Here is a 15,552-nt window from a genome sequence, read left to right as displayed (position 1 = left end):
TATGTCACCCTGCAAATCGAGCGCCGCGCTACCGTTAACACAGGTAATGCGTCCCGATCTCAGACTCAGGCAGGTAAAACCGACTTTCCTCTACTCCGCGACACTTTCGAGCGCAGCGCCTGAAACATGAAAGGAACACAAGAAATGACCGTGGGCAACGCGACGGAACCTCGTCTCTTCTGGTCCAGCCAGGCCGACCGCCCGATACCGCGTGCGGTACGCTCGCACGGTGTGCGCAGGCTGGAACCGTCCCTGGCGATCGCCGCCGCTTCGCCGGCCGTGATCTTTGTCGATTGCGAGAACGCCGATGCCGCCTCGGAGCTCGGCAGGCTGCGCGCCGACGCCGGCCCCGACGGCTACCTCATCCCGGTGCTGCCCGAACTGCGTGCGCAGGACGTCATCTCGCTGGTGGCCCAGGGTGCAAACGACGCGGCCTGTCGCGCCGATCTCGAACGCCCGGCGCCGATCATCAAGCGAGCGAAGGATCAGGTGCAGCTCATGCGCCTCGCGCGCGAAGACGGCGCCGACCTGCCACGGCTGCTCGGCTTCGTCGACGGCATGGACTCGCCCGTGTTCCTGAAGGATGTCAATGGCCTCTATACCGGCGCCAACCATCGTTTCGAACGTTTCCTCGGCGCCGGCCGCGAAGGCATTCAGGGCAAGACTGTCTACGATATCGCGCCGTCCGACCTCGCGCTCACCTACCATCGAGCCGACCTCGAACTGTTCGCGCGCGGCGGCACCCAGATCTACGCGACCGGCATGCGGCACGCCACACGCGGCGTGCGTCCCGTGCGTCTATACAAGCGAACGCTTCATGACCCCACGGGACGGATCGTCGGCATCATCGGCACGTTGCACGAGATCGGCGACGCGCGGGGCCAGCGCGCGGTCCGTGCCGAGTTCGATGCGCTGAACGGCAGCCGCGGCTTTTCTGTCGATTCACCGCTGAGCACGGCGCCCCTGACGGACCCCGACCGGCCGCTCGTCGCGCGCATTGCGGCCGGCGAACCGTCGGCGCTTGCGCGGCTTTACGAGCTCTATCGCGCGCGTCTCTCTCGCTTCGTGCGCCGGCTATCCGCGAACGATTCGCTGATCGAGGAAATCGTCAACGATACGTTTCTCGTCGTGTGGAACAAGGCACGCGAGTTCCGCGCCGAATGTGCGGTCTCGACATGGCTGATGGCCATCGCCTACCGCTGCGCGCTGAAGGCGCTGCGCGAGCAACGGCACACTCTGCTCGACGTGGAGCTGGCTAACCCCGACGCCGTGCTTGAGTATTGGCACGATCATGAGACGCCTGATCTGCTTGCCAAAGCGTTCGATGTGCTCTCCGAAGACCTACGCCTCGCCATGGCCCTCGCCTACCTGTTCGGCCATTCGATCGACGAGATCGCACAGATCACCGGGTGCCCGGTGACGACCGTCAAGGCTCGCTTGCACCGCGCTCGCGGCAAGCTACGCACGCGGCTGGCGATGCTCGGCGAGCACGGGTACGCCTGAGGCCGGCCCTGCCGCCGTTCCTCGGCAAGCTGGCGCCGCTTGGCGTCTGCTCTGCCCGCCCAAGCTCGCGCGAACACCATCGCTTCGCATTTCCGCCGTGCGCTTCGGATGCGCAATAGGACCGTTACGCCCCAGTGCTTAACTGAAATCGCCGCCATGCCGGTCCCGCCTGCCAATTGCCAATTATCGATTGCCAGTTGCTCACCAGCGATGCGCCTCGCGGCTTGTGCAAGCGCGCCCTGTCTGCGGCAAAACGTTCTTGATCGATCTTTTTCGAAGGAGGTTGCAATGGACGGCGTAAGCGCAATTGGCAGTCCGGGCTCGACCAGCATGCTTCCAGGCATGTCGGGTATGTCGGGCTCCTCTTCCATGATGATGATGTTGGAAGAGTTGATGATGATGTTGTTGATGATGATGATGGAGATGTCGCAGCAAAACGGCAGCGGCATGATGGGAGGCATGGGCGGTGGCATGCCCGGCGGGATGGGGGGCGGCATGCCCGGCGGGATGCTGGGTGGGATGCCCGGTGGGATGCCCGGCGGGATGCCCGGCGCAATGCCGAGTAGCGCCACCAATGGAATGCCGGACAACAACCCGTTCAACAACAACCCGCTGCTCGATAACGGGGGCATGCCGCTGCACGGCAGCATCACGATCAACTTCTGATCGACGTCTCCGGCCCTACCCGCTGGCAGGGCCGGTTGTTCCCGATCGGTTCGGCGCGATCGAATGCGGCGGAAACCGCATCGTCGGTCAGAACATCGCATCGAACATGAGATCGGCGCCGATCGCTTCGCCGATACCGAAGCCGAGGCCCCCTAACGCCGCGCCCGCGAACATCGACCCCCACCCCGGCCCGCTCCCGTACCCGCCACCGTATGCGGGATACGGCGTATAGGGCGTGTAGGCCGGATAGGTCGGCGGGTACTGCGGCGGATGAGCGTAGCCCTGGACGGGCATTGCACTCGCGTACGGCGTGGGATTCGGGCCGTAAGGCTGCGCATAGCCTTGCGCGGGCGGTTCCGCGGCACCACCGTAAGGCGGATGCATGTAGTGGGCCTGGTATGCGCTGCCGGACGATTGCCCGCCCGAAAACCGGTTGAACATTCGGCCGGCCTCCCAGCCCAGCGCGCCGAGCGCCGCCCCGCCCATGAGGCCAAGCCCCAAATCAAGGCCCGGCATGAAACAGCCGGGCATGAGAAAGTCCGCCCCGAGTGTGGCCCCTGCCATCATGCCGAGGTCCGCGCCAAGGAACATGCCCATGGCCGGCAGCGCGAAGCGGCCGATGCCGCCAAGGCCGCCGCCGAAGCCACCGCTCGCACCCCAGTTGAAACCGCGATTGAAATGCTCATTGCCGCCGCTTTGCGGCCAAGGGGCCGAAAAGCGGGTGCGCAGCGGCCGGGGGAAGCCGAAGAAATGCGCGCGCTTGAACGGCGGCACATTGTGCTTGCCGTATTTGAACCTCGTGTCGTGCGGCGTCTCCGAGGCGCGCGACGAGGCAGGTAGCGGATGCGCGGCGCCGGAGGTGCCGCTCGTCTGGCCCGCGCGCGGCGAGGCGTTGGCGCGTTGCATGCGCGCCGTGTTGACGTCCCTCAGATGACCGAGGCGGCCAAACGACGAAGCCGAATGCGAGGTCGAGCTCGGAGCCGGCGGCGAGGGCCGCGATCCGGGGGGCGAGTGAGGCGACGCAGGTGACGACGGCGTACTGGCGGGTGAATCGATCGCCGGCGAGTGCGAGCCGATGCGAAAATCGTCTGGCATGAGTAAGGTTCCTCTTGGAGATACGGGGCTGCCCGTCAGGCAGACGCCCGCTGAACAGCCGCATGCTTCGTCACGGCCCACGTATCGTCCATGAAGCGGCTGACCGAAATCACGTCATCGAGCGCCCAGACGCAATGGAACCAGCCCGTCGGAATCACGAGCAGATCGCCGGGCTCGACGATCACCTCGATCGGACGGGCTTGCGCAAACCGCGGAAAGCGCCTGAGATCCGGTCGGGCCACATCGACGCAGCACGGCTGATAGGTGTTGAACCCCTCGATTGGATAAAGCAGCTCGCGCTGCCATGGGGCGTAGAGCCACAACTTCTTGCGGCCATGCACCTGCGCGAGAAACGAGGCGGCGATATCGCAATGCAGCGGCGTGACGAGCGTGTGCTCGCGGCGCACGCCGGCCCAGAGCTGGGCGACCGGGTGATAGGCGCCGGCCGCAAACAGCGGGAACGGGAACAGCGCAGCCAATTGCGCCGAGAGCGGGCAGCCGGCTGAATACGGCGCGTCGGCGCCGGCCGCCGCGCTGCGCCACGACCCGAGAAAATCGCCCAGCGTTTCGGGACGGCCCGCCACGCTGTCATGCCGCAGCGGCATGGAACCATGGCGCGCAATCAGTTCCTCGAGCGACCAGTCGAGTGCGGGCCAGTGAAGCGCACCCCGCAGGCGCAGCGGGATGCTTGCGACGAGCGACTCGACCACACGCGCCGGATCCGGCGTGTCGCATTCGGGGACATGCTCCAGCCAACGCGGAGCAAGCTCCCTCGCATAGCCGAAGCGCGTCAGCACGCGCGGCTCGGGGCGCTTGAGCAGTTGCAGCAGATACTGCGCCGTCAGTTCATGTCCTTCGATCCGGATGCCGGAAGCAAACTCGGGAATGCGCGCATCGAACAGGCGCGGGGCGTCGAGCGCCGCTCGCAGCGTTTCGGGTGCGAACGTCACGGTGGCGTCCGGCACGACGTCGTCGGCGACGGCAACGAGCGTCTCGCCCATCTCGAGCGTCGTGCTCAGCACCGGTTCGCCGGTGACGACAAGGCGTACGCGGCGCAGCCCCATGCAGGGCAGATGGTGTTCCGCCACGCGCTCGATGCTCAGCTCGAGCAGTTCCGGCGCCGCATCGGGCAGGATCGACAACGCACGTGCGGCGCGCGTCGGCGTAACGGCAAGGTTCATGGCGTCCATCTCGGGGCGTCCGCGAGGTTTCGATGAGCCTGGACGATAGACGCGCCGTGCCCGGTTCACCGCGCGCACAACGAATGTTCATCCATGCGTGCGAAGCAGCGGAGCGGCGGGGATTCATAAATTTTTCAACACCCCGCGATTGGCGCCAAGATTCACCGGTTCGGGTTCCGTTCGCGAGTGGGTCTTTAGGTTCGTTTGTTGCCGTTGAAGACCGGGGTTCGCTTGCCGCGCGCATTCTTCGGTGGATGGCCGGCATCGTGGCGAGATGCCGATTAGCCTCGGATCATGCGCGTCGTCCGCCACATGCATCGAGACACGGCCGTGCGGTGCCTCGCAACAATTTGGCTTGCGGTATTCGAATGGCGCATGACGCGCCACGCCATCCCCAAGCTGGGTGCGGGGGCCGAGGAAAATATCGACGGACGAGCGCGCGATGTGTCTTTCCGGCTACAAACCCGGCAAAAATATTCTAAGTGAATCGCGATGAAGACCAATCTGCCGCCTCTTGACGTACCCGCCCATTCTTACGGGAGCATTGACGAGCGCTCGCCAGAGGCGAGAATTGCCGATGAACGGCCGCTGCCGCCGGCGCACCCCGCTTTCGCCAACCTGAGGCCATCACCGGCAAAAGGTGCGACCTCGGCGCGTTCGAGGCTGGCCGTGTCGACGCAAGCCGGGACGCCTCGAGGGAAGCATCCGGCCTCGAGCGTGCCGTTGGCATCGCCCAGATTCGGGTTCAAGCGTCAGCGCGATGGTGACTCGACGCCCGAAGCCGGGCCCGCAACGCCCACGCGGCAACGACGTGCAGACCTTCCTAGTCCCCGTATGCCGTTCACCCCGGTACGGGCAGCACCTCCCCGCCCGGCGTTGCCCCCGAGTCAATCCTATCGGCGATCGATTTCTTTTATGAGCGAACATCGCGTTCCCGAGAAGCCCCGGGCGCCCTTCGATCCATCTGAATCGGGTCGTCCCGATAGGATGCTTAGGGCCGCGCGCAGGCACCGACGACAAGCGAGCGGCGACCAGATTGCGTTCGATACACTGAGCCCCAGTTTGGTCGCCACGCTTAGTCAAGAGCCGATCAAGCAGACCCTGGCCGCCGCACTAGCCGCGATGAAGCCTGGCGCCGCCGAGGCCAACGCCGGATTCCGACAGGTGCGCCTGGCGGGCTCCCCTACGTCGCTCGACGCGGCACAATCTCTCAAGCAGCGGCTCGGAAGCGGGAGATACGGGACTGCCTACTCGGTAAGGCTCTCGGAAGACCTGATCAAGAACGGGAAGAATCTTGGGAGGGAGTTCGTCTTCAAGGCTATCCTGCGAACCGACCCGCACAATCCTTTGCCCCGTGACCTATATGCAACACTTCGAGGCGATCTAACGTCCCACGTCGCGGCAATCGAATCTCTGATTCGCGAGAAAAAGCAATCCATCATCAACGAATTTCAAATCACTGCCGCGCTGACCCGAACTGCTCACGTGATGCAAGTATACGAGCTAGTCGAAATTGATGGCGAATTTGGAATACTTTGCGAGAAAATAGACGGAGAGAATGTCAGAGAATTAATCGATAAGGGCATGGCGGGTCTGGGAGCAAACGTGATCACCGATCGGGAGTATGTAGACCTCGCGAAGCAGGTCGTAGCCGATGTTCTTATCGCAATCGCGCGGTGCGCGGACGAGGGCGTAGCGCACTCGGACATTTCGATTAGCAATGTGATGTACGATCGGGATCAAAAGATATTCAAGCTGATCGATATGGGTAACGGAACTGAAATGGGAAAAAGAAGACAGCCGGGCGCGAAGGGGTACACAGACTCGCTGTCCATGTCGATTGCGAACGAGAGGAGCGACATTTATAGTGCCGGTCAATTATTTGCGCATTTTTTAAAAGATTCGACATTCGAACCTGGGGTAAGAGGCTTCGATGATCAACTGTTGACCATCGAGGCGTTTCCCTTTGCGGAAGAACTGGCGGCGATGACGAGCGAGGATAAGGCGGAAATGCTCTCTGTCGTATCGAGTATGGTTCGGAAGCCTCCGGAAAGCAGGCCGTCGTCCGAGGAGCTGTTGCGCGAGCCATTTTTCGGACAGCTTACTCCTCGAAACCAAATGCACGATAGTTACGAAAAGCTGGTGCGGTGGGATCGCAGTTTTTCCATATCGACCCGAATCTCGAACTGTTTTTGGGATATAGAAGACGACGTCGCCCGTGGAGAGGTCGAGCAACTGCTCGCAAGACTAAACGAGCTATGGCATGAAGATGCCGATGAGGACTGCCAGGGAGAAATCAAAAATATGTTGGACAAGCTGCATGAGCCGTCGTTGCTCGCACTCCTGAGCCGTGCGGAGCAGCGCCAATATGCACAGGCGCCCGCAGCGGAGCCCGTTGCCTCGCCCGACTCTGCAGGAGCGACAGGCACGCCCGATTGAGCGTGTCGGGCTCTGGCTATTTCGAAATGTCGGTTTGACTTCGGCAAGCTTCGCGGTTCCCGCGGGGCGAGCCGGCGATGCGCTCGACGAGATCGGCCGGTCGACTTCGATTTGACTTCATGATCAGTAGCCTAGGGCAATCCAGGCGAAATTTTTTCGAATCCCGGCCGACGCTCACGCGCCGACGCGCGGGGAGCGAATTTTTCGCGGTTCACGACAGGGCTTCGCCCACCGGGGCGAAACGGCCGCGTGCGGCTCCTATGCTGGCGCTACGCTCACCCGACCGGAAGATAGCCATGTTCGACCTAGACTCCAAACTCACGGCCGCTACGGCAGCGGATTCGCCAAACGTCCCCGCGCCGGCAAACACGATCTGGCTGACGGGCCTCAGCGGTTCCGGCAAATCGACGCTCGCCTGTGGGCTGGCCGCGCGGCTCACGGCCCAAGGGCGGGCCTGCTATGTCCTAGACGGCGATCAGTTGCGGCGCGGCCTCTCGCGCGATCTCGGCTTCGGCGATCTCGAACGCCGCGAGAACGTACGGCGCGCAGCCGAGGTTGCCCGGCTTTTCAACGAGGCGGGCTTTGTCGTGCTCGCTGCGCTGGTCTCGCCGCGCCGCGCGGACCGTGCGCTCGCCGCGAAAATCGTCGGCCCCTCGCGCTTCGTCGAAATCCATCTGGCGACACCGCTCGACGTGTGCGAGCGCCGCGACGTCAAAGGGCTTTACCGGCAGGCTCGCCGCGGCATGCTGCCCGATTTCACGGGCATCACCGCGCCCTACGAGGCGCCCGTCAACCCCGACCTCGCACTGGACACGAGCCGTATCGGTATCGGGCCCTGTGTCGACATCGTCCTCGACCGCGTCGGCCAGCGAAGCAGCCTGCGGTACGCAGCACGCGCGGCCTGAGGCCCCCCTCGATTCACGGTGACGGAGCGATCGATGACCTGTCTCGCCTGGCCTCCGTCTTCGCGTTGCGCATTCCGATTTCGCTCGACGGCGGCCGCTTGCCGTGCAACGTCCCTGGCATCGGTTGCGTTGCAAAGTAGAACACGCCGCCGGGCATCCTGGCAGCGCCGACAAGAGGCCCCTATCCTATGCGCCCTTCATCGCTCAGTTCCACGAGCAACCCCTACGCGCCGGCAGAAACGTCGCCCGTAACCACTGCGCCGCAGGGCGCGCCTTCGCAGAGCAGGCCGCCTTCGAGCTCGCCCGCACGCAGTCACGGCGCGTTGGGGAACCTGCCGGGCGCGCAAGGCCGAGCGGCGCCGGCAGGCAGGCGCTCGCCGCTCGCGTTCGCCTGGCGGCGCTCGGCCTGGTCGCAGGCGCTGCAAGAAGCCTACGCTGCAGGACACGGCCCGGAGCCGCAGCATGCGCCCCCTATCGAGCTGGCTCTGCTCGACGAACCGCGTCTTTACGACCCCCGGCAGCGCGCGCTGAAAGCGGCACACGACGGCCAGCTCACGCTCGCGCTCGTACCCCGCGGCACGGCGCGCAGATATGACGCCCTGAGCGCCACCGCACTCGTCGAGCAAATCGCGGGAATCGGCGCGCCCCGGCCCGGCAGCCCACGGGGCGCAGGCGGCGCAGAGCGCGGCGCAGCCTCGTCGTCGTCTTCGTCCGCGCTTGCCGAAGACGGGTTGAGCGCCCAGTTGGCATCGAACGATCCCGCTGTCGTCCTGGCCCTCGCGCAGCAGGCCGCACACCGCGCGTGCGAAGCGGCCGAGGCCGCGCGTGCGGGCGCGATGGCCGCACTCGTCGCCGCTCATGTGGGCCGGCTCGATGCCGGCAGCCCCTCCGGTGGTCAGTTGCCGTTGCAGGCGTTGGGCGAACACATCGAAGCCGCTCGAGCGCATCTGGACCAGCTCCACGCGGCGCTTGCCACGATCGAAACGGCGTTCGGCCCATTCGACGATGAGGACGATGGCGACGACGAATCGTCGGTTCTGCGCGCCGCTCGCTCGATGATCGAGCAGGCGCGCACGGCCCTCGCGACGCTAGAGTCGGACGTGACGCATTGCTTCGTCGCACAGGCGGTCGCCGAACATCGTCTGCCGCCCGAAGCCACCGTGCTGGGGCACGTGGCCGCGCTACGCGAGCTGCACCCCGCCGTGTTCGAACTCGACCAAGGCGGCGGCGACCCGCATGTGCTGGAGGGCGTGGCCTCGCTCGCCTCGAACACGGCGCGAGACCTGCGCGCGCTGATGGGCGCGGCCGACTCCGGAGATCGCGCCCTGCTGCAAAATCTGGGCAGCGGCGCGGTCGACATCTCGCAGGTCCTGCGCGACGCCGCGCAAACCGTCGTGACGCTACGCGCCGCCTGCCCCGAAGGCGCAACGCACGATGCGCTCGGTCGGTTGTTCGACGCTGCCGGGGACGCGCTCGTATGGATCGAGGGCGAAGCCCCGCCGGCTGCGGCCGCGCCTATCCTGCTGCCGCCCCACTCCCCGCTGCTCACTCCCGCCGCGCATACACCGGTGTCGAATGAGACCGTCGAAGCTCGCATGGCGGAACTCGCGGTGCAACGGCACGCGCTGGCGCAGTTGCCCGTGCTTGCGGTCAGCATTACCCGCAATGTGCAACATCCTGCTGCGCGCGATCGCGAACTCGGTCGCCTGATCGAGCGCGTGATGACGAATGCGATAGGCGTTCATACGCCGCTCGACACGCGCATCGAACTCGCTCGCGTCGCGATGCACTTCGCGCCCGCGGAAGGCCCGGAGCGCAGCCGGCTCGCCCGCGCGCTGACCAGTCGCGCACTGGGGGTCGACGCGCCGACGACCAGCGAAGTCCACGCGACGCTCGGCACCGACGATTACGGAGAAAACGGCGCTGCCTCGCTCGCACGGGTCGCGCTGTTCGATCGGCTTGGCGACGTGATGGGCTCGCTCGACCGCGACGAGGCGCTGCGCTTTGCGCGCACGCTCGATGACGGCTGGGATATCCGAGACAGCCGCCGTGGAGTGAGCGATCTCCAGCACTCGGCAATGGCGATCGCACAGCGGCGCACGACCAGTCTCTTCGTCTCGCTCGATCGGCTCGCGCTGCCCTCGGATCCGGCGGCGTTCGGGGCATGGCTGGGCGACAGCGCTCAGCGCAACCATTGGGTGTCGAACTACATCGAGGCCTGCAGCATCTCCCGGCTCACCCGCGCAGCGGGGGGCGCCGACGTGACGGTTTCCTACACCGACAACAGGACTGCGCTGCGCCCTTTGATCAAGCATGCGTCGAACATGGCCGCGCTGCGCGGCCACCGCCATCATTTCGTCAAGTTCGTGAAGGATCTGCTCGAGCGCGACGACAGGATGATCGATCTCGGGCATCGGCCGGTCGTCGGCTCCGCCCAGCGCCTCGAGCTGCTGCAGGCCATGGCGGCGCAACTGCCGCAGTTCGGCCATGCTTCGGGGGATCGGCAAACCGTCAGCGACGTGCTCGGCCTGATCCTGCGTGAAATGACCGAGCCGCATATGCAAACGCGGCACCGGGTGCAGCTCGCCAAGGAACTGATCGCCGTCACGGGGCAGTTGTCGACGAGCCGGTTCAGCGGGAGCGACGCGGCGCAGTCGCACGCACTCGACTCGATCGGGGTGGCGGCGCGCAGCCTGCGCGGCGTGCAGTCGACCGCCCTGCTGCGGGAACTGCTTGCCGCGCGGCTGGCGTGGAGCGGCGAGCGCAGCGCGGGCGCCGACATCGCGCGCACCCGCGGCAAGAAGCGCTCCGTGCTAGGCAGCGCCCTGTTCCCGCCCGCTGCCATGATCCATGCGGCAACCTACGCAATGGAAACCGTCAAAGGCCGCAGCAGCCCCAGGGACGAAGCGCTGCACCTGGTACTCGAGACGCTCGAGCGTCGGCTTAAACAGACGGTCGACGAGGGCTACCCCGCGCCGGTCGAACTGATTCCCGTCTATGGCGATCTGCTGCGCCAGTTGCTCGATGCGACCGCGCAGCCGGGCCGTAAGGTCGACGCGAGCAGCCTGTCTCGCGCGCTCTCGTGCATGGTCCGTGGCGGACTGCCGGCCGATGGCGATGCGCCCGCGCGTGACCGGCGCCTGAGCGCGGTGTTCGGTGAAGATCCCGAGATGCGTGCCGCCGTCGCGAGATCGCTGACGCAGGCGATCCGGGACAAGACGGGGCCTGCCTCGAGCCCGTTCGGCCGGCTTTCGTCAGCGCGCTACCTGCAGAACCTGCTGGCCGCGGGCGCCGGCAACCTGAGCCAGGGCGAACGGCAGGCAGCGCTCGCAGCGATTCATCGCGCCGCTGCAAGCAAGTCGCTGAACAGCTCGGGCCGACGAGAGCGAGTGATGCTCAACACGCTTGTTCGCGAGGCGCTGCGCGACGGCATCAGGGTCGAGCCCGAAGTCATGCGGCGCACCGTGTCGCAGACCATCGCGCTGCTGCGCGCGGTCCCGGGAGCCGTCCGCGAAGCGGCGGCGGGGCACACAATGGAGGACCGCGCGGCCGCGGCGGCGCCGGTGCACGACGCCGCCAATCAGATGCGCCAACTCGTGTCTTTCTATCCGACGCTCGACGCCCAGGCGCGCGGCGAAGTGCGGGCCGTCCTGCTGGCCTGCGCTCCCGCCGTTCCCGCGCAGCACCGCGAGCGCGAAGCGATAGCACAACTGCCGCTGCTGGCGTTCGCCACGAGTCTGTCCCACTTTGCCGGCGCCCGGCCGGAGGACGCCCGCCAACTCCTGGAACTGCATGCGCAAGTATGGCCCCGCCTGAACGCGACGAATCAGGACGCGGCGATCAACGATATGTTCGACGCCTACGACGAGGCCATGCCGGCCGGCCGTGAGGCCGTACTCTCGTTCGTCAAGAGGCTTGGCGAGCCCGGCGCCTTCGTCAGTGCCGCTGTCAATCTGATCGGCAGCACCGTCGCCGACGAGGCGACGCGAGCGACGCTCGGCGAAGCCGAAAGCGGCCGGATCATTGCGGCCGTGCTCGAACGGATGCGGGCGTTGCCTGCCGACAGCGCATCCGATCTCGTCTCGAGCGTGCTAGGCGACACCGCCGTGTTGCCTCAGGCGCTGATCGACGGGTTCATCGCGCAGGCGGGTACGCTGCAACCGCGCACACTGGCGCAGGTATTGAGCACCGAACTCAAGCGGCTGCCGACGCTGCCGCCTCAGCAAGCCGCCGACGTCCTCTCGTTGTGGGACAGGACTGCAAGGCAGTTGCAGCCGGGCTCCCCGCAGCGCGACACGCTGGCGCTGTTCTCGGCTATCGCCGTGCAAGCCAACCCGGGCGCTGGGGGACGGGTAAGCAGTTCGAGCCCGATTGCCGTACCCGAGGAAGCCGCGAGCCAGCTTTCGTCGGCGCTGCCGAGGTTTGACCCGCGCCTGCAGGAAGTCGTGCTGAGCCATATCGCCGGCGAGCACGCGCCGCCGGCCATGCGCCGCGCGATCGTCGACGATCTGTTCCGCGGGTTCGCGCAGGCCGCGCCGCGACAGCGGCTGCTCGCGATCCGGCTGGGCGGGCGCGCGGGAATCGGGCGCGGGCTGGCAGCGCTCGCGCAGGAATTCGGCGCGCCACGTTACCGCGCCGGGCAAGTCGTGCGCCCCGGTCTCGACCAAGCCTTCTTGCCCGCTGAAGGCACGAGCCGGATGGGGGGCGAACTGAGCACGCTGCGCGCCGCGCTCGAGGATCGAGCGCGACGGCCCGAGGAGATCTGTGTCGCGCTCGAGACCATCGCCGAGCGTTTCCTCTCCTTGCCGAAAACCCCGTTTCAGGAACAGTTCGCCGAGCTCTTCGAACGCCTCGCCGGCGGCCGCCGGCTTCCACCGGCATTGCTGCGGCGCGTAGTCGACACGCTGGCGCTGGCCGATGCCGGGCAATCCGAGGTCGGCCGCGCGCTGCTGCAGCAGCATGGGCGGGCGCTTTCCCCTGACGCCAAGAGCGCTATCGAGCGCCGCCAGGCGCGAGCGCAGCTCGATGCCTTGCGCGCTCAGCGCGGTGCCGTCCTAGAACGGCGCGCCGCCTGACACGCCTCATTGCGACCTACCAAACTACCGACCTACCGAACCTCGATGATCGATTTAAATCTGCCGGCCTCGCCCGGCTCTCCTGTCACGGTGCCGTCCGACGCCGGAGCCGGGGCGGGTCCTTCCCGGCCGGCACGACCACCCGCGGCCGAACGCACGCCGGCGATCGGCGGGCCGCTGACCGCATTGGCCGGCCTGTCCGAAGCGCGACGCACCGCCGCGAGGCAAACTGTCAGCGCCCCGCGGCCGGGCGACGGCGGCGAACGACCGCTCAAGCGGTTACGGCGCACAGTATCGGATGGCGATGCGCCGAGCGTGCCCCCTACCGCACCGGCAAGCGCCGCACGGTGGCGCGAGGAGCCGGCCATGCACGTGTTTCGATGGTCGATGATCCGGCGTCAACCCATGGCGCGGTTCCTGCGCAGCGGCCCAATCGCCCACATCGCCAGCCGGCTCCAGCCACCGAGCCAGCGCAGGCTCTTCGACGCCCTGCTCTGTACGCCGGAGGAGCGCTACGGATACCTGAAGCTGATGTCCCACGAGTCGGCGGGCCGGTACCTGCTGCGAAACCGCGATCCTGACGTGCTGATGCACGCCCTGGCGCAAGCCGGCTCGGACGACCTCCACGGCGTGCCGCGCCCCGACGACGTCGTCGACCGCTGCGGCTGGCTGCTCCGGGCGTGCGCCACCGCCGCCGTCAAACTGAACGCCCGAGTCCCCCGGCAGGCTCGTGGCGCCCTCGCACAAGCACAGGAGCAGTTGCTCGAGCAATTCGATCAGGCCGGTCGGAGTGCGCGGGCCGGCGCGGTGCGCAACATCATCGGCGCCTCTGCCGTTGCGAGCACATTGGAGGACGCATTTCGGCTGGCTCAGACGGCGCTCGCGCCGCAGCGTTTCCACGCATTGCCGCTCGGCGAGAGGGCGGACGCGCTAGCAACGCTCGCGGAGGCGATCGGCGATGCCGCGTACATGTCATGGCAACACCTGGAAGAGGTACCCGAAGGCCGGCGACATGACGCGCTCGAGCGGCATCTCACGCTACGTCTCGACGAAGGGCTCGCGCAGACCGTGCCGATGATGTTCGACGAAGCGCGTCGGTTGAGCCCGATACCGTCCAATGCCGCGCAAGTCATAGTGACGTCGTTGATCTCCGCGCTCGAATACACGCCCCCGCCTGTTCCGACGCAGCAACTGATCCTCGATCTGTTCGACACGCAGCTGCCTTATCTCGAGGGTGCCGACCGCGACCTCACGCTGGCCCGCCTCGCGGAATCGATCGCGCTCTTCAGCCGGCCCGAGGAGCAACGGCGGGTGCTCGACATGGTGTTGCTTGGCACACCCGGCATGCCGCATCGCGATGACATGCTCGAGCACGTGGGCGCCGAAGGGCGATGGCGCATTGCCTACGGCATTCTCAATTCGCTGCGCCGCCTCGACGATCCGCGCCTGCGCGACGAGACACTGAACCTGCTCGCCAATCAACTCGAGCCACACCGGTTTGCGGCCATTCCCGCGCAGCGGCAGGAAGAACTGCTGGCAAGAGCGGCCGAGCTCGACGCTCCCCCGCACGATATGCCGCGGATGCTGACGATCGTCGTGCGCGCGCTCGATGCGCTGCCCGATGCCCGCCTCGAACGCCCATTGCAGGCGCTTGCCCGTCACGAGGCCGGGCCGCTCGACGACGATCTGGTCGAGCGGATACACGAGGCCCGGCTCCCCTTGCTGGCGCGCATACCGCCGCGAGCGCTGGCCCGCGACGCGTCTTTGCTCCGAGGCCTTTCCCTGCAAGACGAGGCGCGCCTGATGGCCTTTCGCACGAACGAGGCCACCGAGGCCGATCCGAGCACGCGTGCGTCGACTTTCGCGTTCGTGGCGACGCGTCTGAGCGTCCATGCAGGAGGCACTCAAGGTCGGCAGGCGCTGCATCAGCTAGCGCACGCGCTGCCGCACGGAGCGGCGGCCACATGGGCCGGCCAGCTCGAGGCGCAGCTCGACCATGCGCTTGGACTACGCCTCGCGCCCGGACCGAGCACCGCGGCGCCGGCGATCGAAACGACCATCGCGTATGCCAACGTCGAGGCACTGATCGCGGCCTTGCGAATGCGGCGAGACTAGCGTGCGCGCGGCGCACTTGCCATCCGTCGGGCGCCGTGCCGCGCTTCGCAGGTCCACCTATGTCTTCGCATCGATTCCCTGCCCGACGCGATACGCCCGCTACTGTCGGAGCGCGGCGATTGCCGCTTTTCCAACTCATCAAAGGAGAAACATCATGTCGTGGCATAGCTTCTGGCATGGCGTCAAGCATGACTTCAGCAAGGCGGGGCATGCGATTGAAGGCGTAGGCAAGAAAGTCCTCAATGGCGCCGAAGGCGTTGTCGGCGGCGTTATCGGCGGCGTCATGGGCGGCATCACCGGCGGGTTGATGGGCATGAACGACGCGGATATCGCCCAGCTGGAGCAGCTGATGACGGGCGGCATGGAAATGGGAATGATGACCCAGATCTTCGACTCGTTCCAGAACACCATGTCCAAGCCGGGCAACAACAACTGATTGCCGCGAGAGGCGGGCCGTGCTTCGCATCGCTAGCAGCCCCTTCGCATTCGCCCGCAAGCGATGCGGCCCGCCTTTCTAGCATCACAGATAACACCGAGAATTCGCGCCGCGCCGACACTTCGCCTACGCAGCGG

At 66.4% G+C, this 15,552-nt stretch carries 9 protein-coding genes; 7 read left to right on the top strand and 2 right to left on the bottom strand.

Annotated features, from left to right (window positions below; genetic code table 11):
• The first annotated feature begins 144 nt into the window (after window positions 1-144).
• Both MMB74_RS14710 and MMB74_RS14705 read left to right on the top strand, forming a co-directional pair.
• Window positions 145-1,503, top strand: a complete 1,359-nt coding sequence (locus MMB74_RS14710; RefSeq protein WP_277429381.1) for a sigma-70 family RNA polymerase sigma factor — start codon at window positions 145-147, stop codon at window positions 1,501-1,503.
• Between the two features lie 288 nt (window positions 1,504-1,791).
• The gene (locus MMB74_RS14705) at window positions 1,792-2,169 is read left to right on the top strand and encodes a hypothetical protein (RefSeq protein ID WP_277429380.1); all 378 of its coding nucleotides are present in this window, start codon (window positions 1,792-1,794) and stop codon (window positions 2,167-2,169) included.
• Window positions 2,170-2,256: 87 nt separating this feature from the next.
• Here MMB74_RS14705 and MMB74_RS14700 read toward each other — a convergent pair whose 3' ends face one another.
• Both MMB74_RS14700 and MMB74_RS14695 read right to left on the bottom strand, forming a co-directional pair.
• On the bottom strand, window positions 2,257-3,075 hold the full coding sequence (locus MMB74_RS14700) for a hypothetical protein (RefSeq protein ID WP_277429379.1): 819 nt from the start codon (window positions 3,073-3,075) through the stop codon (window positions 2,257-2,259).
• 224 nt (window positions 3,076-3,299) lie between these two features.
• A complete protein-coding gene (locus tag MMB74_RS14695) occupies window positions 3,300-4,445 on the bottom strand; it encodes a cupin-like domain-containing protein (RefSeq protein WP_277429378.1) in 1,146 nt (381 codons plus the stop codon).
• A gap of 492 nt (window positions 4,446-4,937) precedes the next feature.
• On the opposite strand from MMB74_RS14695, the gene xopAU reads away from it, so the two are divergent.
• The 5 genes from xopAU (at window position 4,938) to MMB74_RS14670 (ending at window position 15,415) form a co-directional block, all read left to right on the top strand.
• The gene (gene xopAU / locus MMB74_RS14690) at window positions 4,938-6,884 is read left to right on the top strand and encodes a XopAU family type III secretion system effector serine/threonine kinase (protein ID WP_277429377.1); all 1,947 of its coding nucleotides are present in this window, start codon (window positions 4,938-4,940) and stop codon (window positions 6,882-6,884) included.
• Window positions 6,885-7,180: 296 nt separating this feature from the next.
• Entirely contained in the window at window positions 7,181-7,789 is a 609-nt protein-coding gene (gene cysC / locus MMB74_RS14685; RefSeq protein ID WP_277429376.1) for an adenylyl-sulfate kinase, read from the top strand.
• 188 nt (window positions 7,790-7,977) lie between these two features.
• Window positions 7,978-12,864, top strand: coding sequence for a hypothetical protein (locus tag MMB74_RS14680; RefSeq protein ID WP_277429375.1), 4,887 nt, complete (start codon window positions 7,978-7,980; stop codon window positions 12,862-12,864).
• Between the two features lie 45 nt (window positions 12,865-12,909).
• On the top strand, window positions 12,910-14,979 hold the full coding sequence (locus tag MMB74_RS14675) for a hypothetical protein (protein ID WP_277429374.1): 2,070 nt from the start codon (window positions 12,910-12,912) through the stop codon (window positions 14,977-14,979).
• A 154-nt stretch (window positions 14,980-15,133) separates the two neighbouring features.
• Complete coding sequence (locus MMB74_RS14670) at window positions 15,134-15,415, top strand: hypothetical protein (protein WP_277429373.1); 282 nt, start codon at window positions 15,134-15,136, stop codon at window positions 15,413-15,415.
• Window positions 15,416-15,552: the final 137 nt, after the last annotated feature.

It is taken from the genome of Trinickia sp. Y13, from assembly GCF_029522115.1.
Lineage (GTDB): Bacteria > Pseudomonadota > Gammaproteobacteria > Burkholderiales > Burkholderiaceae > Trinickia.
Note: the sequence above shows the minus strand (reverse complement) of the source record. Positions and strands in the feature narration are given on the sequence as shown.